The 25030-nt window shown below is 50.4% G+C and carries 21 protein-coding genes and 1 riboswitch; of the genes, 16 read left to right on the top strand and 5 right to left on the bottom strand.

The window, feature by feature from the left end:
• Positions 1-1114 precede the first annotated feature (1114 nt).
• From EHW56_RS05045 to EHW56_RS05035, 3 genes are all read left to right on the top strand, one after another.
• Positions 1115-3094 (top strand): replication initiator protein RctB domain-containing protein, encoded by a 1980-nt coding sequence (locus EHW56_RS05045; protein WP_152794402.1) that lies wholly within the window; start codon positions 1115-1117, stop codon positions 3092-3094.
• 277 nt (positions 3095-3371) lie between these two features.
• The gene (locus EHW56_RS05040; RefSeq protein WP_046075597.1) at positions 3372-4244 is read left to right on the top strand and encodes a DMT family transporter; all 873 of its coding nucleotides are present in this window, start codon (positions 3372-3374) and stop codon (positions 4242-4244) included.
• 159 nt (positions 4245-4403) lie between these two features.
• Positions 4404-5033, top strand: coding sequence for a GNAT family N-acetyltransferase (locus EHW56_RS05035; protein ID WP_152794399.1), 630 nt, complete (start codon positions 4404-4406; stop codon positions 5031-5033).
• On the opposite strand, the gene EHW56_RS05030 is transcribed toward EHW56_RS05035, so the two are convergent.
• Complete coding sequence (locus tag EHW56_RS05030; protein WP_172969914.1) at positions 5001-7259, bottom strand: EAL domain-containing protein; 2259 nt, start codon at positions 7257-7259, stop codon at positions 5001-5003. The two genes, EHW56_RS05035 and EHW56_RS05030, sit on opposite strands and share 33 nt — an antisense overlap.
• A gap of 477 nt (positions 7260-7736) precedes the next feature.
• Here EHW56_RS05030 and EHW56_RS05025 point away from each other — a divergent pair, with 477 nt between their 5' ends.
• The 5 genes from EHW56_RS05025 to thiD all read left to right on the top strand — a co-directional run bounded on the left by EHW56_RS05025 (position 7737) and on the right by thiD (position 13592).
• Positions 7737-8519 (top strand): HAD-IA family hydrolase, encoded by a 783-nt coding sequence (locus EHW56_RS05025; RefSeq protein WP_152794395.1) that lies wholly within the window; start codon positions 7737-7739, stop codon positions 8517-8519.
• Positions 8520-8537: 18 nt separating this feature from the next.
• Positions 8538-8801, top strand: coding sequence for a DUF3081 domain-containing protein (locus EHW56_RS05020; protein ID WP_074214461.1), 264 nt, complete (start codon positions 8538-8540; stop codon positions 8799-8801).
• Between the two features lie 76 nt (positions 8802-8877).
• A complete protein-coding gene (locus EHW56_RS05015; protein WP_152794393.1) occupies positions 8878-10767 on the top strand; it encodes a PAS domain S-box protein in 1890 nt (629 codons plus the stop codon).
• Positions 10764-12521: a bifunctional diguanylate cyclase/phosphodiesterase gene (locus tag EHW56_RS05010; RefSeq protein ID WP_152794391.1), complete on the top strand. Its 1758-nt coding sequence runs from the start codon at positions 10764-10766 to the stop codon at positions 12519-12521. Before EHW56_RS05015 ends, EHW56_RS05010 begins: the two co-directional genes overlap by 4 nt.
• Positions 12522-12575: 54 nt before the next feature.
• Positions 12576-12676, top strand: a riboswitch (TPP riboswitch).
• Between the two features lie 61 nt (positions 12677-12737).
• A complete protein-coding gene (gene thiD / locus EHW56_RS05005) occupies positions 12738-13592 on the top strand; it encodes a bifunctional hydroxymethylpyrimidine kinase/phosphomethylpyrimidine kinase (RefSeq protein WP_152794389.1) in 855 nt (284 codons plus the stop codon).
• Positions 13593-13707: 115 nt separating this feature from the next.
• Here the strand turns inward: thiD and EHW56_RS05000 are convergent, their stop codons facing one another.
• A complete protein-coding gene (locus EHW56_RS05000) occupies positions 13708-14733 on the bottom strand; it encodes a potassium channel family protein (protein ID WP_046075602.1) in 1026 nt (341 codons plus the stop codon).
• Between the two features lie 173 nt (positions 14734-14906).
• On the opposite strand from EHW56_RS05000, the gene EHW56_RS15605 reads away from it, so the two are divergent.
• Positions 14907-16007, top strand: a complete 1101-nt coding sequence (locus EHW56_RS15605; RefSeq protein ID WP_152794387.1) for a methyl-accepting chemotaxis protein — start codon at positions 14907-14909, stop codon at positions 16005-16007.
• 80 nt (positions 16008-16087) lie between these two features.
• On the top strand, positions 16088-16990 hold the full coding sequence (locus EHW56_RS04990; protein WP_152794385.1) for a homocysteine S-methyltransferase family protein: 903 nt from the start codon (positions 16088-16090) through the stop codon (positions 16988-16990).
• Positions 16991-17241: 251 nt separating this feature from the next.
• Here EHW56_RS04990 and EHW56_RS04985 read toward each other — a convergent pair whose 3' ends face one another.
• From EHW56_RS04985 to EHW56_RS04975, 3 genes are all read right to left on the bottom strand, one after another.
• The gene (locus EHW56_RS04985; protein ID WP_152794383.1) at positions 17242-17838 is read right to left on the bottom strand and encodes a hypothetical protein; all 597 of its coding nucleotides are present in this window, start codon (positions 17836-17838) and stop codon (positions 17242-17244) included.
• A 104-nt stretch (positions 17839-17942) separates the two neighbouring features.
• Positions 17943-18839, bottom strand: coding sequence for a hypothetical protein (locus tag EHW56_RS04980; protein ID WP_227986264.1), 897 nt, complete (start codon positions 18837-18839; stop codon positions 17943-17945).
• A gap of 385 nt (positions 18840-19224) precedes the next feature.
• Positions 19225-19629 (bottom strand): hypothetical protein, encoded by a 405-nt coding sequence (locus tag EHW56_RS04975; protein ID WP_152794381.1) that lies wholly within the window; start codon positions 19627-19629, stop codon positions 19225-19227.
• Positions 19630-20075: 446 nt separating this feature from the next.
• Between EHW56_RS04975 and EHW56_RS04970 the strand changes: the two genes are divergently transcribed.
• From EHW56_RS04970 to EHW56_RS04945, 6 genes are read left to right on the top strand one after another with little or no spacing between them, the layout of a single operon-like run.
• The gene (locus EHW56_RS04970; protein ID WP_172969929.1) at positions 20076-20843 is read left to right on the top strand and encodes a DUF3450 domain-containing protein; all 768 of its coding nucleotides are present in this window, start codon (positions 20076-20078) and stop codon (positions 20841-20843) included.
• A complete protein-coding gene (locus tag EHW56_RS04965; RefSeq protein WP_152794377.1) occupies positions 20840-22189 on the top strand; it encodes a MotA/TolQ/ExbB proton channel family protein in 1350 nt (449 codons plus the stop codon). Before EHW56_RS04970 ends, EHW56_RS04965 begins: the two co-directional genes overlap by 4 nt.
• On the top strand, positions 22186-22734 hold the full coding sequence (locus EHW56_RS04960) for a MotA/TolQ/ExbB proton channel family protein (protein ID WP_152794375.1): 549 nt from the start codon (positions 22186-22188) through the stop codon (positions 22732-22734). Before EHW56_RS04965 ends, EHW56_RS04960 begins: the two co-directional genes overlap by 4 nt.
• On the top strand, positions 22734-23138 hold the full coding sequence (locus EHW56_RS04955) for a biopolymer transporter ExbD (protein WP_152794373.1): 405 nt from the start codon (positions 22734-22736) through the stop codon (positions 23136-23138). The genes EHW56_RS04960 and EHW56_RS04955 overlap by 1 nt, the downstream gene beginning before the upstream one ends.
• A complete protein-coding gene (locus tag EHW56_RS04950; protein ID WP_046075610.1) occupies positions 23138-23770 on the top strand; it encodes an energy transducer TonB in 633 nt (210 codons plus the stop codon). Before EHW56_RS04955 ends, EHW56_RS04950 begins: the two co-directional genes overlap by 1 nt.
• Positions 23770-24942, top strand: a complete 1173-nt coding sequence (locus EHW56_RS04945; RefSeq protein WP_077638399.1) for a lipopolysaccharide assembly protein LapB — start codon at positions 23770-23772, stop codon at positions 24940-24942. Before EHW56_RS04950 ends, EHW56_RS04945 begins: the two co-directional genes overlap by 1 nt.
• Positions 24943-25030 lie beyond the last annotated feature (88 nt).

The following is a 25030-nucleotide window of genomic DNA, read 5'->3' as shown; positions in this document are numbered from 1 at the left end:
AGCCTATCTTTGAATGGCTAATTTACGGTACCCGATCGTTGAACCGAATTTATCGCCTTTTACCCCTTAAGAGGGGAGAGCGGTTAACAATCTCACCCATTAGCCGTTCATGCGATGGCTTACCGCGGTTTTGATCATTTTTCCCGTAACGATGATCAAGGTGTTCGGCCTTAATAGATGCTAATACTTGATCATGCTTTCGAGAGTAAAGGCGCTGTTGGGGAAGCATGATCAAGCAGAATTATGGGTTAAATCATCGGCAAATCTGCGCGATGTGTCTCTGTATATTACGGAACAATGATCAAGACTGGCTGTAAAGACTACCAGCCTGGGCGGTTGTTCGGAACGATATAGTCGAACCGCCAAATTACGGATAACGTCAGGTGTAACAAGGGATCGAGAAGGATCCGGGCATTCCATCCATATCACGTGGACTAAACAACGGTTTACATCAAGATGATCGAACAGCACGATCTCATACATGATCATTGTTCCACTAACCGGACACATACATTCCTATGGCAGTTATACTGTCAATGTCATCTCGATTTGGAGGATGAGAGTGAAATAGTCGCTAGCCTTATCGGCAACATGCACGCTTTTTCATCAAATCAGCTAAAAAAGCGCTGTCTTGATCATTGTTCCTAAGCCTCATTAGCCTGATTAACCACCGAATCCAATAACGTCATCACCCGCGACATCCTATAGCTGTGGATAAGATGTGTATCACGCTTGATCATTGTTTCAGTTATTATCTGATCATTAATGCGGTAAGGTGTTGATCATTGATGCAGGCCTCACTTGATCATCGTTGGTGCATGATGTTGATCATGCCTCCAAGACATTGATGATCATGCTTTCGAGAGGGCTGAAATTATAATTCATAAAAATCATGGTGTTATAAAAAAATAGCCACTCGGATCATAAGATCAGATCATCAAATTAGATCAGAATAATCATAAAGATCAGTTAAAAAGCACAATAAAAAAGATCTTTCTTTTTGGGTCTTTTTTTATTAGTCTTTACCTGGAAGAGTGATCGATTTACGGTTTCCGTCACCTCAATTTAAAAAAATGCGCGTTGAGTATGCCCGTGACAAAGGATTTAAGCTGACATGAGTGCCAGTAAACCCGAAAAAATCTTGATAAAAGCCCCTCGCTCCCACAAAGACGGGCATTTGTTCGCCGTACACGATCAGTTGATTGATTGGCTTGCACAGTATGAGCACTTTAAAGGGGTAACCAAAAGTATTCTAGAGCTACTGAACTTAATTTCAGTACGCGGTTTTGCCTCTCAAGACGGGTATGTATCCACCACTGAATTGGTTGACGCAACAGACGGGCAACTCACTCGCGCAGCCATCCAACAACGACTCCGTGCCGCTGTCCAGTTAGGGCTGTTCATTCAGCAACCCGTGCGGTTTGAAGAAGGACTCGCAGGCAAAACCATGCTGCATCAGTTTGTTAATCCCAGCCGATTGATTTCATCACTCGGCAGTGCAGGCTTGATGACAGAAAAAAGTCGCGATGCCGTCAAGCAAAAACGGTCGAAAGCGTTAGCGCAAACGCAAGTTAATCGACAATTGCTCAGTGAACATGGACTAGGCACCCCTCCGATGATGCCTGGTGAAAAAGATCAAATTTTGGTCTCACCGACCAGTTGGGCTGGGATCATTGATCAAGCGCTTGCTCCGCCGCGAACCAAAAAGGGTTATCAGAAGTCGATGGTGGCGATCAGCGGCACTAAGGCGATCATTGAAACGCGATCGGCCAAGTCGATCATGACGGTTGATGATCTGATGACACTGTTCGCCCTGTTTACCCTCACGGTGCAATATCATGATCATCATTTACCCAATTACGAGTTACAGACCCAATCTATAGGCAACAAAACACCGATCTATATCACTGATATCCTGCAGTTACGGGGTAAAAAAGACAGTGGTCCTGCGCGTGATGCCATCCGCGAGAGCATTGATAGAATCGAGTTTACTGACTTTCAGCTTCATGAACTAACAGGTCGTTGGCTGAGTGAAAACATGCCAGAAGGGTTTAAAAGTGACCGATTCCGGTTCTTAGCCAGAACCATTACCGCTTCCGAGGAAGCGCCCAAAGAGGGTGAAGACGGTGAGGTCAGGATCAAGCCCAACCTTTATATCTTGGTATGGGAGCCCTCGTTCTTTGAAGAATTGATGACGCGTGATTACTTCTTTTTATTTCCACCAGAAATATTGCGTCAGCATACCTTGGTGTTTCAACTCTATTCGCTCTTCAGAAGCCGTATGTCGCGTCGACTCGAAGATACCATGCTACTTAGCGAGCTGAACCAAAAAATGGCCCGTAATATCGAATGGCGCCGTTTTTCCAGTGATTTAACCCGGGAGCTCAGAAAGCTGGCTGAAGGTAAGGTGACAGAGTCTGTCTTTGCGGTGAACTTGTGGGGATATCACTTAACGTTAACGCGCGAAGATGAAGAGAAAAAATATCCTGACTATCGCATGGATATAAAGTGCAACGTCGACGAAGTGATCCGCTACTCTCGTGCCAAAATGTATAACGAGGGCAAGCGCTCGTTGGCTCCCACTATGCCCAATCCGCTGAGAAATGAGATCCTTCCTAGCCAAGACCTTGATCAGCTTTCCGGGATCATTGATGGCGAGTTTGAACCGATTCAGCGCAAAGAGAAGAGCAGTGGCCGGTTAGGGCGTCGTGTGAAACAACGCAAGCACTTGGTTGAGATTAATGCGGATGAGCTGACCATTGTGCTCTCAAAGTATACGTCTGAGGAGGCGTTGCAACGCAGCATTACCGCGTTGTCGGCGATGACAGGCCATCCTTCCTCCGTGATTACCGAAGAATGTCAGGGTTATCTCGAAAAACTGGATTGGTTGCGGGTCGGTGATCAGGTCGTCTCCTATGAAACGCTCAGCCGTACGATTGAGTTTTACAATCAACAAAAGCTCGATAGACATCTTTCTATTGAAAAGTTGATATCTGGGTTAGCCGTGCGAAGAAAAGTCTGTCAGCGCGTGTTTGAGGGCCATCTCGATGGGCAAGTGCTCAAGGCCTTGGATGACATAGCGATGGGAGGGTAGTGACCGATTTTTCAGGTTGTTGACGTGGTAATGACACAACCTTTGATGAGCGGCGTAAACTACTCACCGATAGATACCTTTGTCCTATTGGGTGCCTTGATGGCACCATTTGGCTAATCACTTGCCGAGCGGGCTTTGCCCGCTTTTTTCTTCCTTGCCAACGATGATGCGTTTCCCTCTTTGTCGTGGGGTCACGTCAGCTATTGGTTTTATTCTGCGTTTTACAGTGTAAACTGCCTACTTTCTTCCACCCTATATTGGGCTTTGCGAGGCCATGATGCCATTTCTCTTGCCATTGGCGGCGGTGCTCATTTGGTCGGTAAACACGATTGTAAACAAGATGTCTGTCACTGTGATTGCACCGGGTGCGATGGCATTCTATCGGTGGTTTTTTGCCATTTTGGTATTAACGCCGTTTTGTTTACCGACATTATGGCGCCAACGACGTGCGGTGCGTTGCTATGCACCACGTCTTGCCATTCTAGCGCTGTTAGGCATGGTCACTAACCAATCCGTTGCCTATTTTGCTGCGCAAACCACGACGGCGACCAATATGGCGCTGATTATGTCGTTGGTGCCCATGTTGAGCTTGTTGATCAGTGTGCCTGTGCTGTCACAGCCGTTGACGATGCGTGCGATCCTCGGGGCTGTGTTATCCTTCGCTGGCTTGGTGTATATGCTAACGCTGGGCAAACCGCTTTCTCTTTTTCACGCAGGCGCGTCGGTGGGAGACGGGCTAATGCTGGTATGTGCGTCCTCGTATGCGCTGTATTGCGTTTTACTTAAACGTTGGTCGATGGCGCTGTCCAATTGGGTGTCTGTGTATGTACAAGCTGTATTTGCGGTGGTGATGTTGTTGCCCGTTCTGTGGATGGCGCCCAGTCCTGCCATCCCCGCTGACGCCTATCCGCTAGTGGGGTTTGCCGCCTTAGGCGCTTCCGTGCTTGCGCCTGCGATTTGGCTAAACGCTATCGCGCTCAATGGGGCGAGTCGAACGGCGATGTACATGAACCTTTTACCCGTGATGACAGCGGCTATTGCAGTGGCGGTACTGGGAGAAATACTGACTCAGTATCACATCCTCGGTGGAGGGCTTGTGATGCTGGGCGTTGCCATATCACAGCAATCAAGGCAGCCGTCCTGTCAGTAACCGTCTACACTCAATTAAGTGGGTTCTTTGACGGAGGTCGCCAATGTGGTGGTTAATTGAGTTAGACTGGGTACCCTTGTGGGTCATACCGACAAGCGGTCGCGCTGAGCGGACAGCGTCGTCGCCCATCATTTGGTAAAGAGAGAGCAATAATCTTACATGGATGTGGATGTATCTGAATGTTGCGTCGTCACCATTCGGCCTGCGCAGCGCAACGAAGCGCGCTACTTTTGGCGTAATATATATTATTCCCGTGCTTGGAAGCAGTATGATGCGCCGTATACACCGATAGATCCGGTGTCGTTTTGGTCGTTTCGTTTTGGGCTTTTTCGTCGTTTCATCGTGGGTGACACGGCGCAGGTGATTTGTGTGGACAATAAGCCTGTGGGTTATGTCACCCTGTATTGGGAAGACAAGCGCACGCGTTGGTTGGAAGTGGGGATCACCATTTTCGATCCTGTCCACTGGGGCAAAGGTATCGGCCGACATGCTCTGACGCAGTGGATTGACCAATTATTTATTCGCCATCAAGTAAACCGAATCGGCTTGACCACTTGGTCGGGGAACACGGGGATGATGCGCTGTGCTAAAGCACTAGGGATGCGCGAAGAGGGGCGCTTACGCGCCGTCCGTTATTATCAAGGTGAGTACTATGACTCACTCCGTTATGGGGTATTGCGCGATGAGTGGTTGCAGCAAGCTGCGCCAGTGCGTCAAAACGGTCCTTCGTCCGCCAACACCCTGGCCGCTGTCGCCTCAACCATGCACCAAGACCATTCGCTGGTTTGATTGCGGCAGTAACCAATCTTCAAGTGCTGTCCGTTCAATCGGGCGAGAGAGCACATACCCTTGCAAGTAGTCACATTGGTGTTGGCGCAGCCAGCATAGCTGCTGTTTCGTCTCGACGCCTTCTGCTACTACGGTTAAACCGACGGCATGTGCCATGGCAATCATTCCTCGACACAGGGGCGCCGCTTTACCGTTAGGCTGATCGATATCCATAATAAAACTGCGATCCATCTTAATCACGCTAAACGGATATTGGCGCAGCAGCGAGAGGGATGAATACCCGGTGCCAAAGTCATCGAGGTACAGTTTTATTCCCAGTGCGTGAAGCTGACGCAAGTTCCTCCCCACCGTTTCTGAGTGCTCAAGTAAGGCCGTCTCCGTCATTTCTAACCCTAGACACTGAGGCGCGAACTGGTGCCTGGCGATCAGTGAGGCGACGTCATCGGCGAAGGTGGCGGACTGACACTGCTTGGCGGACACATTCACGGTGATAGAAGGGCATTGATTGGCAGGGAAGCGGGTGTGCCAGTTATCCAATACGTCGGCGACTTGCTCGAGCACCCAGTCGCCAAGCTCAATAATATAACCGGTTTCTTCTGCGATTGGGATGAACTCTGCGGGCGAGATCCCCCCTAGCGTCGGATGCTGCCACCGGAGCAGTGCCTCTGCATGGCTGAGTGTTTCTTGTTCGCCATCAAAAATAGGTTGAAACATCAGATGAAACTGCTGCTGTGCCAACCCTTTTTTTAAGTCTTGTTCGACAATAAAACGTTGCTGGACTTTGGCAAGCATGGCCGGCTGGAAAATCGCGAGGCGATCACGGGTTTGCTTGGCGTGATACATGGCAATATCCGCCTGCTGAATAATATCCGTCACTGATGCATTGGCTTTGTTCACCGAGGCAATGCCAATACTGGCGGACAGGTTAATCATATGCTCGTCCACCTTGTAAGGTGTGCTAAGCGCTTGAAGTAGGTGCTTGGCCCTAGTTTGTGCCAATGCCAGTGAACTGTCGGCTTTAAGCAAAATGATGAATTCGTCGCCACCAAAGCGAAACACACGCTCGCCACTGACGGATTGGTTCAGGCGTTTGGCTACCTGCTTGAGAAGCTTGTCACCCGTCATATGACCGAGAGAGTCGTTAACCACTTTAAACCGATCGAGATCGATAAACAGCAAGGTAAAATGCTCGCTGTACTGGGCGCTCACTTGCTGGAGTGCGCCCTCCAAGGCATTGTCGAGCGCCGCTCGGTTTGCCAGCCCCGTTAAACTATCGTGCTGTGCTTGGTGGGTGAGCTGGCGGGTCTGCTTGTTGACTAATTGTTGTGCCAATGACAGTCGGTTGGCGTAGGACCAAAAACTGGCCAGAACCGACAAGCCGAGTGACAGTACCAATAGTCCAACCAGCACCCCGTAGAGTAGCCCCGTGTGCAAGCCGCGTAGATGGGTGAACCTGACCACTAACCCTTCTTCGCTTCCGGCTATCGGAATAGTGATGTCGGGCGAGTGAGTATTTCGCCATTTTTGCAATGCTTGCGTTGAGTGCGTGGTAAACATTTGCTGGTGGCCAAAGGCTTCGCGGGCGATTAGCCCCATATCGGGCGCGGGGGTGTCATCTTGCCAGAGTGTGGGTAGAAAGGTATCAAAATAAAGTGTGGTGGAGAGAAAACCGGCTAATTGGCCGTCTCGTGCAGTAATGGCCGCGAACCAACGCACCCCATGTCCTTGCTCGTCGTGAATCAGTCTTGCCACCGGTTGGCGCTTAAAATAGGCACGCTCCATGGTGACGGTATTCTCGCATTGCGCATCCGCGCGCCAACCTAAATATCCCTCTGCCGCGGCTTTGGGAGACAAGTAAAGTGCGGGAAACGTATCACCTCGCATCACCCACTGGCAGGCGTGGTTATTGAGTGGCGGAAAGGGGTGATAGTGACCTTGTTGCGCGGCAAACTGTTTTAACTCAGCGCGATTGACCCGAGGTAGCCACATGACGCTATCAAGCCCTGAGCGCTTTTGGGTATGGTTATCGATAAAGGCATGGAATTTATCACGCGTTGGGCCGCCTTCTTGTTGCAGATAAAGCTGCGCCGATAGTTGTAGCTCATAGAGCTGAGAAAACGCTTTACTGAGTGCGTGACGCTGCTTTTCAACATCGGTAGAAAACCGGCTTTGCTGACGCTGGTTTTCCAAGGTATAGACTGACCAACCTGCGATCAGCGCAATCATAATAACCGTTAGGTAACGCCATAGAGGCTGTGAGGAAAAATACCGCATATAAAGAATACATCGAGTCTCACTATCGAGAGAGACAGGGTAGAGTGCATCGATGACAATCTGTGCCTATTTAGGTTTCATTTTTGTGACAAAGCGATGGTTTTCGATCGCAGGGCGCAGTCATCTGGTCAAATAATCGTCAAAAATGTGACGGTTTTTTATACAGGGTTAAGGTCGGTATCGGTGAGTGCGAAGATATGTAAATGTGAAATTGATCACGGTATGGTTAGGGGCTTGATTCGCCTCTGAAGTTTGGGCGCAATCGGTCAGTTATACAATTTTGTCTCGGTGATTCGATACATTCTGCCTGCGGTTTTGGTAGGACGCGTTCTCGTTCTCTGCTAACTTTCAAAGACTCGTTGGATAGCAAGTCCGATCCACCGTTCCCTTTCCTTTCTGGCTATAACACACTGATTGTGGAGGCGTTCCATGAAAAAATTGGAGAATATCTCTGCGATATGCTTTGACTTAGACGGCACGATCGCAGACCCTTTTGATGATCTTTATGACGCTGTCCTCGGCATGTTGCGAGGGTTTAATTTGCCAGAGGAAGAGCCCAGTGCGATTCGAGACTGGATTGGTGATGGTGCGGATCTATTGATCCATCGGGTGCTCACGCGACACATTGATGGACGGGTTTCAACCACAGTGTTGAATCAAGCCCGTGCGTTGTTCCTGTCCTCATACCTAGGCAAAAAACCGCCAAAAACTCGACTCTATCCAGGGGTACTTGCTTGCCTTGAAGGACTCTCTCAGCGCCAGTTCCCGATGGTATGTACCACGGACATGCAAACGGCGCATGCGAACAGCCTTCTTAGAGCGCTTGGGGTCAGCCACTTTTTTACCCGTATCTTAGGAACGGATGCGATCGCGGCCGGAAAGCCGGATCCCGATAGTATTTTTGAGTCGGCGGCGATTTTAGCGGTTCCGCCATCAGAATTGCTGGTGGTTGGCGATGCGGTGAATGATGTTCATGCGGCAAGGGCGGCGGGCTCTCCTGTCGTCTGCGTTGATTATGGCTATAATTATGGTACAGCGATCCAAAAAACGGGACCAGACACCACCCTTGATACATTGGCAACCTTGCCCAATATTATTTCTAAGCCAAACCGGATTAAGGTGTCAGGGCATGTGTTGACCACGCCACCGGTATTGGCCGGCCCACTTTATGGTCGTGGATCACGGCCGGGAGGTGGGGCACAGTTTCGCTAACACTGCCAGGAGGGAAGCGTGAAAAACGAACTCAATCCTACCCACCTACTACGCGCCTTTGAGATAGTGACAGAGTATGGTGAAGAAATTGAAGATGGACACCGCCTAGATGGCATCGACGCTTTCTCAGATTATGACGGCTATACCATTTATTTAGCGGGCAATGGCGTACAGTTACGTGTGGGGTTCCACAATACCTATGATCTCGACTATGAGCACGAAAACCTAAAAGAGCAGTTCCTGAAAAAGGTGGACGCTTTGGTCAAAAACTACAAAAAATGACTACGATATCAACTCGTTAGGTCCGTGGTAGACGCCCCAATATAGCTGGGGCGTTTTTGTTAGAGGCGGGAACACGATGACGGATCAATCTACCATGGATGGGTGGCGCACGGGCGGCTCGCAGGCTCACTACAAAGCGCTGGTTGACAGTGCGGCCGCCGCCATTTTAGTCATTGATGACCAAGGTATTATCCTTGATGCTAACCCTTTCACGCACACGCTACTTGGCTACGAGCAACAGCAGCTTATCGGCCAGGATGTGGCGTGTTTAATGCCTCCCGAGCATCGAGGCAAGCACGGCCAATACGTAGAAAACTACCTTGCAACCGGTCAGCCCAATGTTATTGGCACAGGGCGGCGCGTGAACGCGCGGCACCGTGATGGGCGCCTGATCCCAATCCATTTGGCGGTGAGCGAAGTGTGGATCGATGAACGACGAGAGTTTATCGGCATTATGTCGGATTTAAGCGCACTCACGCATGCCCAAGCCACTGTTCAGCACGAGCGAAATCGGCTAAAAACCATCATCGATGCCATCGGTAATCCGGTATTTGTTAGAGAATTAGGTGGCCAATATGCGTTGGCAAACCGAGCCTGTTTACAAGCGGTGGGAGCGGATCATGTGAGCCAACTGGCTGACGCATTTGGTCGCGCGCTCCCTGACGGCATGCGCGATACCCTCAATGCACTCGATCACCAATTAACGGTCGACGGTGAGCCTGTACATATTGATGTGACCTTGCGTGACGGCCGGACGTTTAAGTTGGCGAAAACACTGATCCACCATCTTGCCGGAGAGCCTTACGCGATTGTAACGGTGGCGTATGATGCCACACCGCTATTACAAGCGATGCAAGAGGCCGAGCGCGCCAACCAAGCAAAAAGTGACTTCCTATCCGCTATGAGTCACGAGCTACGTACGCCTTTAAATAGTGTGCTGGGGTACGCGCAACTACTACTCAAATCTCCCACTCAGATGCTGGCCGATGATCAGCGCCAGTACGTTGATCATATCCACCAAAGTGGGCGACATTTGCTGGCACTGATCAATGACGTGCTCGATCTGGCCAAAATAGAGGCCGGACAAACAGTGCTTCATCTCACCTGGTACCCTGTTAGCGCATTGGTCAATGATGCCATTCAAACCTTATCGCCGCTGGCAGAGCGACAGAACGTTAGCTTGCAAAATTGTTTGCCTGCGGAGCAAGAGGGAGAGCTTTATGTGGATCCAACGCGGTTTAAGCAAATCTTAATTAACTTACTCAGCAATGCAGTGAAATATAACCATCCACAAGGCAGGGTTTGGGTGGATGCGCACACGCATCACGGCAATCTGACCATGACGGTGAATGATACAGGCATTGGTATTGCCGACGACCAGCTCGACGGCCTTTTCGAGCCCTTTAACCGTTTAGTGGCAGAAGACTCTTTGATAGAAGGCGCGGGGGTTGGGCTGGCCGTCACCTATCAACTGGTGACTCAGATGCAAGGTGAGATCAGGGTTGCGAGTCAACAGGGCAAGGGCAGTGCCTTCTCGGTGACCTTCCCTTATCGCGCGAAGCCACACTCCTCTGAGCCCCTGGTTGCAGAAGCCTCTGACGCGAATATACGCCTCACTCAGCCACACCGTGTGCTTTATATTGACCAAGGCAGTCACCAGCAACGGCTGGTCTCTGATTGCTTTGAGGACTGGCCGCTGTTGACCTTGCACCATGCGCACGATTTTTCGTTGGCTGAAGCGATGACACATAGGCTCGCCCCATCACTTTTTATCATCCATGGTAATGACTTAGCGCGAATGCCCGCACATTGGACGTGCCTGATGGAGCATAAACCGCTGATCATACTTGGGGCGGAAGGGCAAGCCCATTGCAGCGCCGCCACACCACACATACGACTACAGCAGCCCGTATCGTCAACTGCGCTCGCCGCGGCTATTCAATCGTTATTAGAGGACAGGGAATGATAAAGTCACCATCACAAGCGACCATTTTGATCATTGACGATCGCGCGGAAAACATTGACTTACTCACCGCGATGCTTGACCAAGCGGGGTACGTGCATCTGATTGGGCTAACGGACCCCTGTGCTGTGCACGACCACTTGTCGCCGGTGCCCGATCTTATCTTGCTTGATATGCGCATGCCACGGCGCTCGGGACTCATGGTGCTGGATGATCTGAACCAAGCATTGGGGGACCATTGTCCACCCGTCATGGTGCTCACTGCGGATAATGATGTGGGGTTACGTAATCAAGCGCTATGCCGAGGGGCGATAGATTATATCAGCAAGCCGTTTGATTATGACGAAGTGCTTCAGCGTATTCACAACCTACTGCAGTTACAGCTTAAAACATTGAAAGAGCGTGACCAAGCTGCGCGTTTGCAAATGTTGGTGAACAAACAAACCGCCACTTTACGCGCCCTTTCTCTTACCCACCCATTGACAGGTCTCCCCAATCGCCGAGCCTTATTGGATGCAGCGGAGCGACAATTGATGCGAGGGTCGGTGACGGTGTTGATGATTGCGCTTGATGGGATGGAAGCGGTGACGCAGCATCAAGGGCATTTAATGACCGAAGCCCTGTATAAGCACATTGCTGAGCTGCTGGCGAACAGTGCGGTGGCGCGCTCGCATCGAGTGGGGGTTTGGGACAGCTCGAGACTGGTGATGCTGATAGAGGGAGACGGAGAAGAGGCGGTGAAAAAAGCAGCGAGGATTCACCGACTCATCAGTGGTCATCATACCCTCGAAGGGCGACTGATGTTCTTGCATTGCCATATAGGGATCAGCCGTGCTGACTCGGAAAGCGCCGATGTGCCGCAGTTGTTTCGCCAAGCGATCCTGGCTATTCCGACCGATGATCAGGCTGTCGGTGAGTATCAGCCCGAGCTAGACAGTAAAGCGCAGCGAGAGCACTTGATCCGTACTGAGCTAGGCCCGGCCTTGCAAAGCAATCATCTCTCCTTGGTCTATCAACCTAAATGGCGGCTTGATGGGGGCCTGCTGGTGGGCGCAGAAGCACTACTGCGTTGGCAGCATCCAGCCCTAGGGGCGATAAGTCCCGCCGAATTTATTCCCATTGCCGAGCGCAGCGCCGATATGATGCAACTTGGCGATAAAGTACTGGCGATGGCACTGGAGGCGGTGGCGCAATGGCGCGTACAGGGCCTGACTGATGAGCACTTTCATCTGTCAATCAATGTCTCTGCCCAGCAACTCCGGCATGGTTTTGCCGAGAGTGTGCTGGCTCGCTGCCATGCGACAAACACGCCGCCGGCGATTATTCAATTGGAAGTCACGGAATCGGCACTGATTCAGCAAATCTCGGTGGCATTGCGCGAGCTACAACAGCTGCGGGATGCCGGGATGCATATCGCGTTGGATGACTTTGGCACCGGTTACAGCTCGTTAAGTTACCTTAAGCAACTGCCAGTAGACTGGGTTAAACTCGACCGCAGTTTTATTCAAGATTTGGCCACCAACGCCAGTGACAAACACTTGGTGGGTAGCGTGATTGAGTTAGCCCATGGCTTTGGTCATGGCGTGGTTGCCGAAGGGGTGGAAGAAGTCAGCCAGCAGCAGGTGCTACAGACAATTGGCTGCGACCAAGTGCAGGGGTTTTTATATGCGCGGCCGCTTATCCAAGATGGATTCGAACAACTGCTTAAAACCGCCCAACAAGGCAATACGACCATTAACCATTACGAGAATGTGTAAACGCGCCATCAGAAACATCAGACTTGCGCTTTATCATTAAGGTTTATATTCTGACCGTGTTAGTCGGGGAGCAAGTGATTGCTGAGACTGCGAAAGCAGGACCCGTAGAACCTGATCCAGTTAGCACTGGCGGAGGGAACTGACACGTTCAGCACACGAAGTGGCGCATTCTGGCTCGCTTTGTCTCCTTCCGCCCCTGATGATTAAGGGGCCATTATGAACCTATCTCCACCTGTTATTCTTACCATCGCCGGCTCAGACAGCGGTGGCGGTGCTGGCATTCAAGCCGATATCAAAGCGATTTCAGCCACCGGCGGTTATGCGTGCTCGGTGATCACCGCGTTAACCGCGCAAAACACCTGTGGCGTTGAGGCCGTCTCGGCGGTTGATCCTGGTTTTGTCCGTGCCCAGTTAGAGGCCGTCTTGTACGATATGCCGGTGCGTGCAGTGAAAATTGGTATGCTCGCCAACCAAGCGGTTATTCGCGAAGTGGCCGCCGTGCTGGCGCGATCGCCTCACTTACCGGTGATTTTAGATCCCGTGATGGTAGCCACCAGCGGCGATCCTTTGTTGGATGAACACGCCATGACAGCGCTGATTGAAGCGCTGATCCCGCGAGCAACCGTGCTCACCCCCAACCTGCCTGAGGCGGCGCGATTAACCGGTCAGCCTGTTCCCACCTCCATTGAGCAAATGCATGCGTTAGTTCCAGCCCTACGTCGGCTCGGGTGCCCGTATGTGATGCTCAAAGGCGGGCATTTACATCACGCCCCTGAAAGCGTGGATGTGTGGATTAGCCAAGATACCTGTCAAACCCTGAGCGCCCGTCGGGTTGAAACCGTTAATACACACGGCACAGGCTGTTCACTGTCTGCGGCGATGGCCTCTTATTACGCGCAGGGAATGACGCCCGTTGAAGCCGGGCGGGCGGCTAAGCAGTATTTGACAGAGGCTTTAGCGCATAGTCAGCAGTTAAAGGTGGGAAGAGGCGCGGGGCCTGTGCATCATTTTTACGCCTACCCAGTCGAAGCGTGTCATTCTGATGCACAAGAAACCTCGGTGGTCGAATAGACCGTTTTTTCGCGAATAGGGCACGTAAAGCCAGTCCGCCGCCTCCGTCTTGGCGGCGGCGGACTGCTCCGGAAGGGTTAATAGCCAGTGTCGCGTGTGATAAATGGTGCCCGAATCACGCCGCCGACCAATGCGGTAAACGTTCAGCGGCAATATAGAAAAGGCGATCGCCGGGGGCGACTTCGGTTTGCAAGCTGGGGTTAAGGGTAATGCCCTCACCTTTGTCGATACCAATTAAGGTTGTATCGTATTCATGCTTTAACTGATTGAACAAGGTACCCACATCCGTCGTGCTCGCGTTAGTCGGGTAGCGCGCACAATACTGTGTCATCCCTTGTGCGGTACTCAACAACTCGTGATGCAACTGGCTGGAACCCGGATCAACAGCGGCTTTCGCCAGCATTTCTACGGAAACAGACGGTACACATTCTGCGTGTGGATAGTGTTGTTTGAGTATTTGGCTCAGCGCGTCGTCTTGAAAGTAGGCGAGCAGATGCGCTGACGGATTTTTATGCGCGCAGAACAGGGCCGCTGATAGGGTGATATCGTCTTCTGGGTTGTCGATAATAATGCTCGAAGCACTATCAATCCCCGCACGCGCAATCCCCTCTGCATCGGTAAAGCTGGTGACGCGTACAAATTCCACCTCGCCGGGGAGCGGATTTTCCATTTCGGGACGTACGCAAAGCACAATCGGACGATCGCCATGCACACCGCTTTGTAGTAGACGAATGAGCTGAATGGTGCGTTGACCATTCCAGCCCAACACCAGAATATGATTTTTCACAGTAAGACTCCGTTTTCCTTGTAATCCACGTCGCCAATAATCGACCAACGCACTGGTCACATGCCCAATCACAACGGCGAACAGCCCTAGCCCACCGGGAATAATCCAAAAGGCGGTAATCCACTGTCCTGCTTCTGTTGCGGGCGAATAATCGCCATAGCCGACAGTGGACGCGGTGACCATCAAGTAATAGACATAGCGGCCGAGTGACTGGGTCATCTCAGTTTCACCGGCGCCGTGTAAAAGTAGCCAGCCAATCCCGCCATAGGCGAGTACCACCAACCCCAAAATACGCCCGTTTAAATGCGCGAAGTGGCTGATAATCCAACGTTTAAAAAGCAACCAAAAGGTCATAAATGTTCGCTCATTATTTACAGTGATCGCAGTATGAAGTGATTTGCGTCAGGTTTACAGTGTAAATCAGCTCCTTGCGTCAATGCGATCACACTTTGCTTGGATAATCATACATCAGTGAGATAAACCGCTAAAATATTGTAGGAAGCTTAATTACTTAATGAGGAGTCAGCGTGTTTATATCTCGTCGTCAATTAGAACAAGAGCAGCAAAAACAAGTCGCTCTGCAGCAAAAAATTGAGCAGATTAACCATACCATCGACGCGCTGAATGCAGAGAAAGAGGCATTGCAGGCAGAGTTAGCCACCGTAGAGAAAAAACGCCAAACGGGAAAAGCCATCGACGCCAACTTGTGCCACTTCGGTGACTCAATCAATGCGACGCAATCGTCTCTGGCCACCTTGGCAGACACCATCAACGGTGAAAAAGAACGGGTAACGGACGTGAGCCATCAGGCGGCGTCATGTGCCGAACAAGTCAATGATCTTGCGCGTCATGTGCAGTCGTTATCCGCGCAATGTCAGCAATCGTCAGAAGCAATTCGTGCGCTCGACCAGCATGCCCAAGAGGTGAGCGGTATTGTGAAGTTGATTCGCGATGTCGCCGATCAAACCAATCTTTTAGCGTTAAACGCAGCGATTGAAGCGGCACGTGCCGGTGAGCAGGGTCGAGGGTTTGCGGTGGTTGCCGATGAAGTGCGTAGCTTATCGGAACGCACCGCCAGTGCCACGCAAGATATCACCCAGCTGGTCGAGAAGATTCGCGCTGGGAGTGGGCATGCTTGCACACTCACCGATCAGCTTGCCAGTGACGCGATTGAATATAGCGAGCAAGGCCAACAGGTGGCCGATGCGATGGCCACGCAGAGTGAGCAAGCACAGCATAGCCGTACCACTATTAAAGCCTCTGCGCTGCGTGCTTTTTGTGAACTGGCGAAACTTGACCATATTAGCTTTAAATTTGCGATATACCGCGTCGTGCTGGGTGAAGACAGCATGACCGCGGACGATGTCACCGATCACACCCAATGCCGTCTCGGCCAATGGTATGAACAGGGTGAAGGCCAGCAATATTTCGCGCAGTTGCAAACGTTTAAAGCCATTGCCGCGCCTCACGAGCAAGTGCATACCCACGCGAAAGCAGCGGTGGCAGCGTTTCATGCTCAGCAACCCGAGCAAATGGTCACTGCATTAAAAGAGATGGAAAGCGCCAGTATGACGGTGATTGATAAGCTTGAACATCTCGCGATTGAGGGCAGTGAAGAGGTAGCGTAACAACGGGGTGTTAAATCGATAAGCACATGGTAACCTCAAACTAAACCAAGGATAAATGGCCGAAGGAGGCTGAAGTTACCATGACATCGATAGCGTTACTCGATGGCGGCCTAGGACAAGAAATTTATCAACGTGGGCCGGATGTGAGCTCGAAGCTTTGGTCGGTCGCGGTGATGTTAAAACATGCCAATATTGTCAAAGACGTGCACAAAGACTTTATTCGTGCCGGTGCGAAAACGCATACCCTGAATACCTACCCAGCGACCCCCACGCGTCTGGCCAAAGCGGGATTGAGCGATAAAATAGACATTATTTACCAAAAAGCCTTCGAAGCGCTGCAGCAAGCGGTGGATGAGACAAGCGCCGATGTTGATATTGCCGGCTGTTTGCCGCCGCTGGTGGGCAGTTATCTCGGTCAGCCGCAACGCAGCTTTGAAGACATGAAAGCGGAATTTTCGCACATCGCCCGCTTGCAACCTCACGTGGATGTGTTTTTAATCGAAACCATGACCAACACCCTTGAAGCTCGTGCAGCGTGCGCCGCCGCCCGTGAGCAAGGTAAACCGTTTGGGGTTGCGTTTCGGTTGGAGCCTAATGGCGCACTCCGCTCTGGCGAGTCGCTAGAACAAGCCATGCTCGCGGTCACTGAATATGCACCGACAGCAGTGATGCTCAATTGCTGCGACCCAGAAGTGCTTACCACGGCGATGCCAAAGATGGCGACCCAAGCCGACACTGTGGGCGGCTATGCCAACGCGTTTAAATCGGTAGAAGACATGGCCAAAGGCAGCAAAGCCGATGCCCTGCAAGCGCGGGAAGATCTCTCCCCCTTAGTCCACACCGAACGCGTACAACAGTGGATTGCCGACGGTGCCCTCGTCGTCGGCGGCTGCTGCGAAATCACCCCCGCCCATATCCAACACCTCGCGCACACCCTTGAGCAATCTCACGAGATCATCAAGTTCTCGCAGTTAGCAGATTAACTCGTTCCCACGCGCCGGCGTGGGAATACATAAACCGGCTTGGCCACGCAGTTATGATTGTTGCGTAAACGAAATACCCCGCATAACTTACGTAAGTTATGCGGGGTATTGAATCAAAATCTCAATGCTTTGGTATATGGCGCTCATTTCGACATAACTTAGTTTTGGACAGAAACTCGTTAGATCTAATGCTTTAGAACGTTCCTATTGGATTAGGAAAAGTATGTTGATACCTCGATCATTTTCTATATTTATAAGTATCGAACACCTGACACATTTAAAGGGGATTCTTGCAGTTTTTCACGCAAGCCCTCTTCGATATGGTCTTGATTAGGGTAATATCCATGTTCCTCAATGTCTTTTTCAATTTTTATCGTTGTTTCTATAAACATCTTGAGCAATTCATAGTTAGCACGCCTAAAAGGTTCTGTTCTGACTTTGAGCATATGAGCCAACTTAGCTCTATCATCCAAACCATCAGGCAGTTCTAGATCAACCGTTTCGTGCTTCGTTTTACCGTGGGCGAGCGAATCTCGTAGATCAAAGCATTGCTTAGCGATTTGGTATTCTGTTGTGCCGAGATACGAAGGAAGATTCGCGGCTTTAAATAATCGTCTGTGCGACTGTTTTCGACACTCTTTTATCTCATCCCAGTTTTCTATAAGTATACGTCCATAATGGTTTAACATCGCTTCAATAGAAAATGCTACAAAAGCAATCCCAGTTATTGAATGATGCTCTACCTCCCAATCCTCACTGGAGCGCCTAGCAAGCTCTAAACAGTTTGTAGCAATACGAAAATTATCATATGCAGGACGCGACTCTGTTTTGACACTAGCTGTAACCATAGAAACTCCAGTATAAATATAACGCAAAGTTCATTTCCCGAGTGCTGGCGCGATATTTTGAGAATCAAAAATCGTGACAGGATGAGGTCAATTGGAACGTCTTTTTAAAACTCAACGCCATCTGACATTTCTGACATCAGGCTAATTATTCGTCTATACATTAAAGGAAAAACTAGTGTCTTTATCGTAACTTGAATCGTACCATCATAATCAATATGCCGTTCACTATCTTCTTTAAAGCTGTACGATGATTGTATTACACGAGGAATTAGCAAGCCTAAACTCTTAAATTTTTCTAATCCAGAACAAAACTCAAAATCAAGGTTCCCAATATTTAAATCAATTTCATTTGAATTACCGGATGTTGTATCTGATTCTTGGTGTTCTAATACATAAACTAACTCATCTCTTTCTATATATGAAGTATGGGTTAGATAACCTTTCTTTTTTTCTGCATGAGATAATTCGATCCAACTTTCTATAACACTCGCAATATTTATTATTTCAACATCACTTAATGATTCAGCCACAGAAAAGAATAATTCTTCAAATTCGTCAGAAAGCCGCTTTTCTAAACAAATCTCTGCCGTTAGAAAACCAATAATTCTTGGCCCTATGATCTTTGATTTTGATAAGCTAACACTTCGATAGGCATCGAATACAACCTCACTTCCTATTTCAGTGGAAATAATAGAGTCTATTTCTTGTGCTATTTCAACTTGATTATCACCTAATAATCTACATTCAATAATTTTTGCTTGAAATTCTTCAAAAAACTTCTCCGCTCGGTGCTTAGTCCATCTTTCTATAACATTTGAAGCAAATGACTTAGCAAGTGAACTTGCTATTGATGTTCCTGATTTAAGTACCAAATCCACAAAATTCCACCCTTGATTTTTAACAGTGTCTTTAAAGTAGACATTGTCTTTATAATATTTTTTAGAAAATACAGACACGATAGCAGCAACATACTGTTCTATAGGTCTTATTTTTCCTTGCAATCACAAATTGCAGAACATGTATGTATAGTCTTGATTGCTTAACTAGACTCATAATCTGCCATTGAAAAAAGTAGGTCAAGAACTGACAAAAGGAATCGGTCAATTTTGTCTGGCTAGCTCATATTGGGGCAGTTCTGCGTTACGGTGTTCCCCCAAGCGCGGTACCGGCCAAGAGTATGCCATTGAAATGATGCATAACTTATTAGATCTCCCCAAAGCGCACGAGCCGTTCCTAGCATCACTAGACTTTACCCCCTACACAATAAGCTAAATCGCTGCCCTTAGCATTAAGCCAAGGATAATGACCTCTAGCGTGTATTTTTTGATGATTTTTTCATTTTTACACGCATCTCTTACGTAAGTTATGCCTTTTATCGACTTGCCATTACGCGTCTTTCAACGAGCAAACAAAGGTGGTTAGGCCTTCCTTGGTGAGGAGGTGTAGGCCAAAATCAAGATCAAAATAGTAGACGTACCCTTGGCTCTCTTCGCCAATGCCGAGACAAAATACAGCGTTACCGTAGCTGCCCATAAACGGAAGGATCGCTTCGTTATCGAGATAAGGGACAAAGTTTAGGTATACCTCTTCTAACTCATCTTCGGCAAACACTTCTTCAATTGGTAGTGTGTCGTCGGGAATAGCTTGGTTGACGGCATCGTAATCAGTAAGGTCGACAACCTTATCTAAAAGCTCGCCTTCTTGCTCCCAAACAGGTGCCAGCATGCTCTTGATTGTGGTCGCAATGTTCATCTGTACCTCAAAGCCTTTTTTAGGTGAAGGGTAAGTCATTATGCTATCTGTATTTTTCAGGTTATGTTCTATCACTGCTCGGTCACCAGTGTGCCCGACGCCACCTTTAGCGACTGAGTGAGTGGACATGGCCGTCGCCGGTTAAGTGCGACAGCGCAATGTAAACCAGTACCACGGCACCGGCCATTGCGTAATCCACTGGATCGCTGTAGCCAGTGAGATAACAAGTGGGAACGAGTAAACTGACGTTAGTGAGTCATTGTCACATCGGCGCAGACCATCGTGATGAAATGCACTATCCCGCTTTATAGCACTGTCAGCTTATCGTGACTTGATATGAGTAATATTCCCGCACCACTGGACCTGCTAGGCTAGATTTTTGTCGCTAAACTCGGTACATTGCACGCAAATAGAAACTATTCTCACTTTTATTTGTGGCAAAGCCACATCATCAAAGCATGTTTGCAGATATCACCATGATAAAATTGTCTTCATTTCGGCTCGCGCTAGGCGTTGCGTCCTGTTTGGCGCTGACCCCAGCAGTGAGTGCGGATCAACTCGAAAAGGCGCAAGCGATTGAGGGGAACACTACCCAAGAGGCCGCGCAGTCACAGTCACGGATTAATCGTCATTCTGATAGCAGCTTGGCCATGCGCCAAGAAATTGAGCAGCTACAAGCGCAGATCAGTAACCTGGAAATCTATCGCGATCACTTGCAAAACTTGGTGGTCAATCAGGATAAAGAGGCGACCAGCCTGCGGAATCAAATCGACGAGATTAAAGACACTCGCCAAGGCATCGTGCCTTTAATGTATCGCATGTTGGGTGGGCTCGAGCAGTGGCTTGCCGAGGATATTCCTCTCAAAGCCGATCAACGCCAAGCCCGTTTACAAAAACTGAAAGCCATGATGACCCGTGCCGATGTGGCGGACTCGGAGAAATTCCGTCGTATTCTCGAGGCATACCAGATTGAGCGAGACTATGGCAGCAAGCTTGATGCCTATCAAGATACCGTTGTGCTCAATGGTCGAGATCACCAGGTCGATGTCCTCCATCTGGGCCGTATGTCGCTGGTGGCGCGTAGCTTAGATGGTAAGCAGTATTGGCTGTGGAGTGCCCGCGATGATCAGTGGGTCGCGTTGGATGCGAGTGTCGCGGAAGCGGTGGATAAGGCCTTTGCGGTGGCGCAAAAGCAAATGGCACCGTCATTGTTATCTCTGCCTTTGAGTGCCAACCAAGGGGTGAAATCATGAGCTGGAAAACCCTGATTGCCGCAATCTGTTTTGTCGTCGTTGCGCCTTTTACCCACGCTGATGATCTTGTTGGTCAAACCCAACAGGCGCATCAACAGGCGAGTGAGCATAACCAAGCGCGAGAAGCACAATTCGCGATGACCGAGCGTGAGCTACGTGAGAAGCTCAATCAGCTCAAAGCCACGCGCAACGCGTTAGAGGCGGAAACCGAGAAGCTCAGTGACACCTTCAGCGATAACGAGCAACAACTGGCGTCGTTAGAAGATAAGCTGCGTTTAGAGTCGGGCAGTTTGGGTGAGCTGTTTGGTGTGGTGCGCCAGGCAAGTAAAACCATTCAGACCGACGGGACGTCGAGCTATGTGGCGATCACTCAACCTGCGTTTAATCAAACGGTGGCGGATATTGTTGCCGCCGATACTTTACCCTCGCTCAAGCAGCTTAATAGCCTGTGGCAGGGCATGCTCACGCAAATGCAAACCAGTGGCGAGCTGCAAGCCCTTTCTTTACCTGTGGTGAATGCGCAAGGTGTGTCGGCGGAACAGTCGGTGGTGCGAGTGGGTAACCTAGGCTTGGTGAATGAGCAAGGGTATTTAAACTGGCAATCGGCACGACAAGTGGCCGTTCCCTACCGCGCCCAACCGGATGACACGTTAACATCCGCAAAGCTTGAACAAGCCATCGGCAACGTGGGTGAGACCGTGCTTGTCGATCCATCACGGGGCTTTTTACTCGGACAGCTTGAAAATGCGCCAAGCTTGAGCGACCGCTTTGCGCAGGGTGGCTTCGTCGCCAAAGTGATCGCGGCCTTATTGACTGTCGGCTTGTTAATTGCTCTTTATCGCGGTGCTGTCTTGCTCTCGATTCACGCCAAAATGCATCGCCAGCTTAAACATCCTGAGTCGCCAGAGGATAATCCGCTTGGCCGTGTGCTAAAGGTCTATCATGATGCACCAAAGCGTGATGTGGAATCACTGGAGCTGCGTTTATTGGAAGCGGTGGTGGATGAGCAACAAGGCTGCGAAAAAGGCCTTTCGATGCTAAAACTGCTTGCCGCGTTAGCACCGATGCTCGGCTTGCTGGGGACGGTGACCGGGATGATAGAAACTTTCCAAGTGATCACCCAGTTTGGCAATGGCGACCCGAAAGTGATGGCGGATGGCATCTCGATGGCGTTGGTGACCACAGTGCTTGGTTTGATTGCGGCCATTCCGCTACTGCTGGCGCATAACATCCTCAGTGGGCAAGCTGATCACATTCGCGGCATGCTGGAAAAGCAAAGCATTAGTTTGGTGGCTGAACAAGCTGAAAACAGTGATCAGCGAGCGGAAACCGGACAAGCGGCATGACAGACGTCGAGTTATTCTCACAGCTTGGCCAGCAAGATATTTGGAGCACCTTGCGTCATTTTATGGCGCAAGGTGGGCCCGTGCTTTGGTGGCTCGGTGTGGTGGTATTGGTGTGCTGGGTGTTGGTGATTGAACGCCTGCTATACCTGTATTCACGGTTCCCCGCACAACGTCGCGCGTGGGTTGCGGCGTGGCAAGCGCGTACCGATCACCATTCTTGGCATGCACGCGCCATTCGCCAAGGCTGGTTGTTTCAAGCCCAACAGGATCTCGGCCGTTATCTTGGCTTTATTAAAGCCTTGGTGGCGATTTGTCCGATGTTGGGGCTGTTAGGCACGGTCACGGGGATGATTTCTGTGTTTGATGTCATGGCCAGTCAAGGCACCAGTGAGCCCCGTTTAATGGCCTCAGGTATTTCAATGGCCACCTTACCCACCATGGCAGGTATGGTGGCTGCCTTGGCCGGTATGTTTGCCCATGCCCGTTTAGTTAAAGCCTGTCAGCGTCGTGAAGTCGCGCTGGAGCAGGCGCTTCGGAGTCAGTAATGCGATTGATTCGAGCCCAAAGACAGCGCGAGGAAGCGCAGGTTGATTTAACCTCCATGTTGGACATTGTGTTCATCATGCTGATCTTTTTTATCGTCACTAGCTCGTTTGTGCGCGAGTCTGGCGTGGAAGTAAACCGTCCGGAAGCCAGCCACTCAACCAGCCAAAAAGAGGCGGGTATTTTTGTCGCGGTCACCGCCTCGAATGAGGTGTACATTGATAAGCGTCTTGTCGATGTGGAACGTGTGGAAGCGACCCTTGAACACCTGTTGCTCGATAAGCCTGACGCTTCGCTGGTGATTCAAGCCGATGAGCTGGCCTACAATGGCACCGTGGTTGAAGTGATGGACGCGGCGAAAGGTGCCGGCATTGGTAGCATTGCGTTGGCCACGGAGTCGCCGTAATGAAGCGATGGCTAATCTCATTGCCGGCGGCGTTGGTCTTTACGCTTGGCCTGTTTATGTTGATGGCGTTGATGGTCGGACAGTCGTCTCAGCGACCTCAGGAGACGCCTTCCTCGGTAAGCATTGATATTTTCATGCAAGAGCCGGATACCGAGGTACAACGCCGCCAACGCAGTGTGCCGGAGCGCCCGACACCGCCTGAGGTGCCCGATCCACCGACGCCGGTCACGCAAACGCAGACACAATCCAGCGCGGCGCCACAACCGGATATGCCTAACTTGAATGTGCAAAGCAATATTCAAGGGGTGATGGTGCAAGCCCCGTCGCTAGGCGATTTAAATGTCAGCACTGGGCCGAACAATCAGCAGGCGATGCCGCTATTTCGGGTCGAGCCCAACTATCCACCACGCGCCATGCGCCGTGGCCTAGAGGGATTTGTGGTGGTGAGCTTTACCATTAGCCCCTCGGGACGTCCACAAGATTTGACGGTGGTCGATGCGAACCCGCCACGTGTTTTTGAGCGAGAGGCGTTACGCGCGCTTCGAAAATGGAAATATGAGCCGAAAGTGGTTAACGGAGAAGCCGTGGCCCAACCCGGTCAACAGGTGAAACTGGAGTTTAACTTACGCTAATGTTTAAACGACTCATTGTTACCTTAGTATTGTTCACCGCGCTGCCAGTCGCTGCCCAGCTGTCACCCTCGGTGGCACGCTCGATTGAAAAAGCACAAACGTTAGAGCAAGACGCCAAACTGGGGGAGGCGATTGCCGTGCTCGAAGCGCTGTCTGCTGAACGCGCCTACGATAAAGCGTTTGTCGATCGCGCGTTGGGGGTGTTCTATTGGCAATATGGTAATAACGACAAGGCGATCGTCCATATTCAACGTGCGGTTGACAGTGAACAGTTGCAAGATGCGCAAGCCTGGCAAACCAAGCGTATGCTCGCTGATTTATTGTTGATTGATGGTCAATATGCCGCTGCACTTCAATACTACTATCCGCTGGCGCGTTCGGTTCCCAAAGAGAAATCGGATCAAGCGGAAGACGTATGGCTGCGGATTATGCAGGCGCACTATCAGCGTGAACAATGGAGCCAGGTATTAAACGCCTATCCGGCGTATCAGGGCGTAGTAAAAAATAGCGCCAGCGTGTCAGCGCTGTCATTGAAGTTGGGAGCGCAGCTACAACTTGAACAATGGCGCGGGGCGACACCGACGCTTAAAGCATTGTTGAAGCTCGAGCCTGACAATAAGCAATGGTGGCGCCAATTGGCGGCCAACTATGTGCGCTTGGAGCAGCCAAAAGAGGCGATCAGCACCTATTTGCTCGCCAAGCGAAAAGGGATAGCGCTTGAACCGAGTGAGCAGCGCACGGTGGCGCAGTTGTATGCCAATGTCGGCGTCCCCGAGCGGGCAGCGAAGTGGCTCAAACGCTTGCCTGAGAACGAGCAAGATGCGCAAACGCTCGCGCAGCAAGCAAGCTTATGGCAGCAAGCGCGAGAATGGCCTCAAGCGGTTTCAGCTTGGCGTTTAGCCGCACAAAAAGACCGTCAGTACCATTGGCAATTGGCGTTAATGCAAATTCAGCAAGGCGACTATCAGCAAGCACTTACTTCGCTTGATAAAGCGGGTAAAGGGGCATCTGCTAAAGAGATAGCGCTGACAAAAGTGCGCGCCTACTACAAACTGAAGCAGTTTGACCAGGCCCTTGAGCAAGCACGCATTGCTAAAAAGATTGCCCCTGATGAGGCGGTAGAGAGCTGGTTAACGTTTTTGAAAAAGCGTCAGACAATGCAGCGAGGCTGATTAAGTCACAGGTAGCGAGTGACTCTTGGTCGGTTACTCTGATAAAAAGCCCCAGCTTGGTGCAACACCAGATAGCCGGGGCTTTTTT

It is taken from the genome of Salinivibrio sp. VGrn1 (assembly GCF_009377995.1).
Classification (GTDB): Bacteria; Pseudomonadota; Gammaproteobacteria; order Enterobacterales; family Vibrionaceae; genus Salinivibrio; species Salinivibrio siamensis.
Note: the sequence above shows the minus strand (reverse complement) of the source record. Positions and strands in the feature narration are given on the sequence as shown.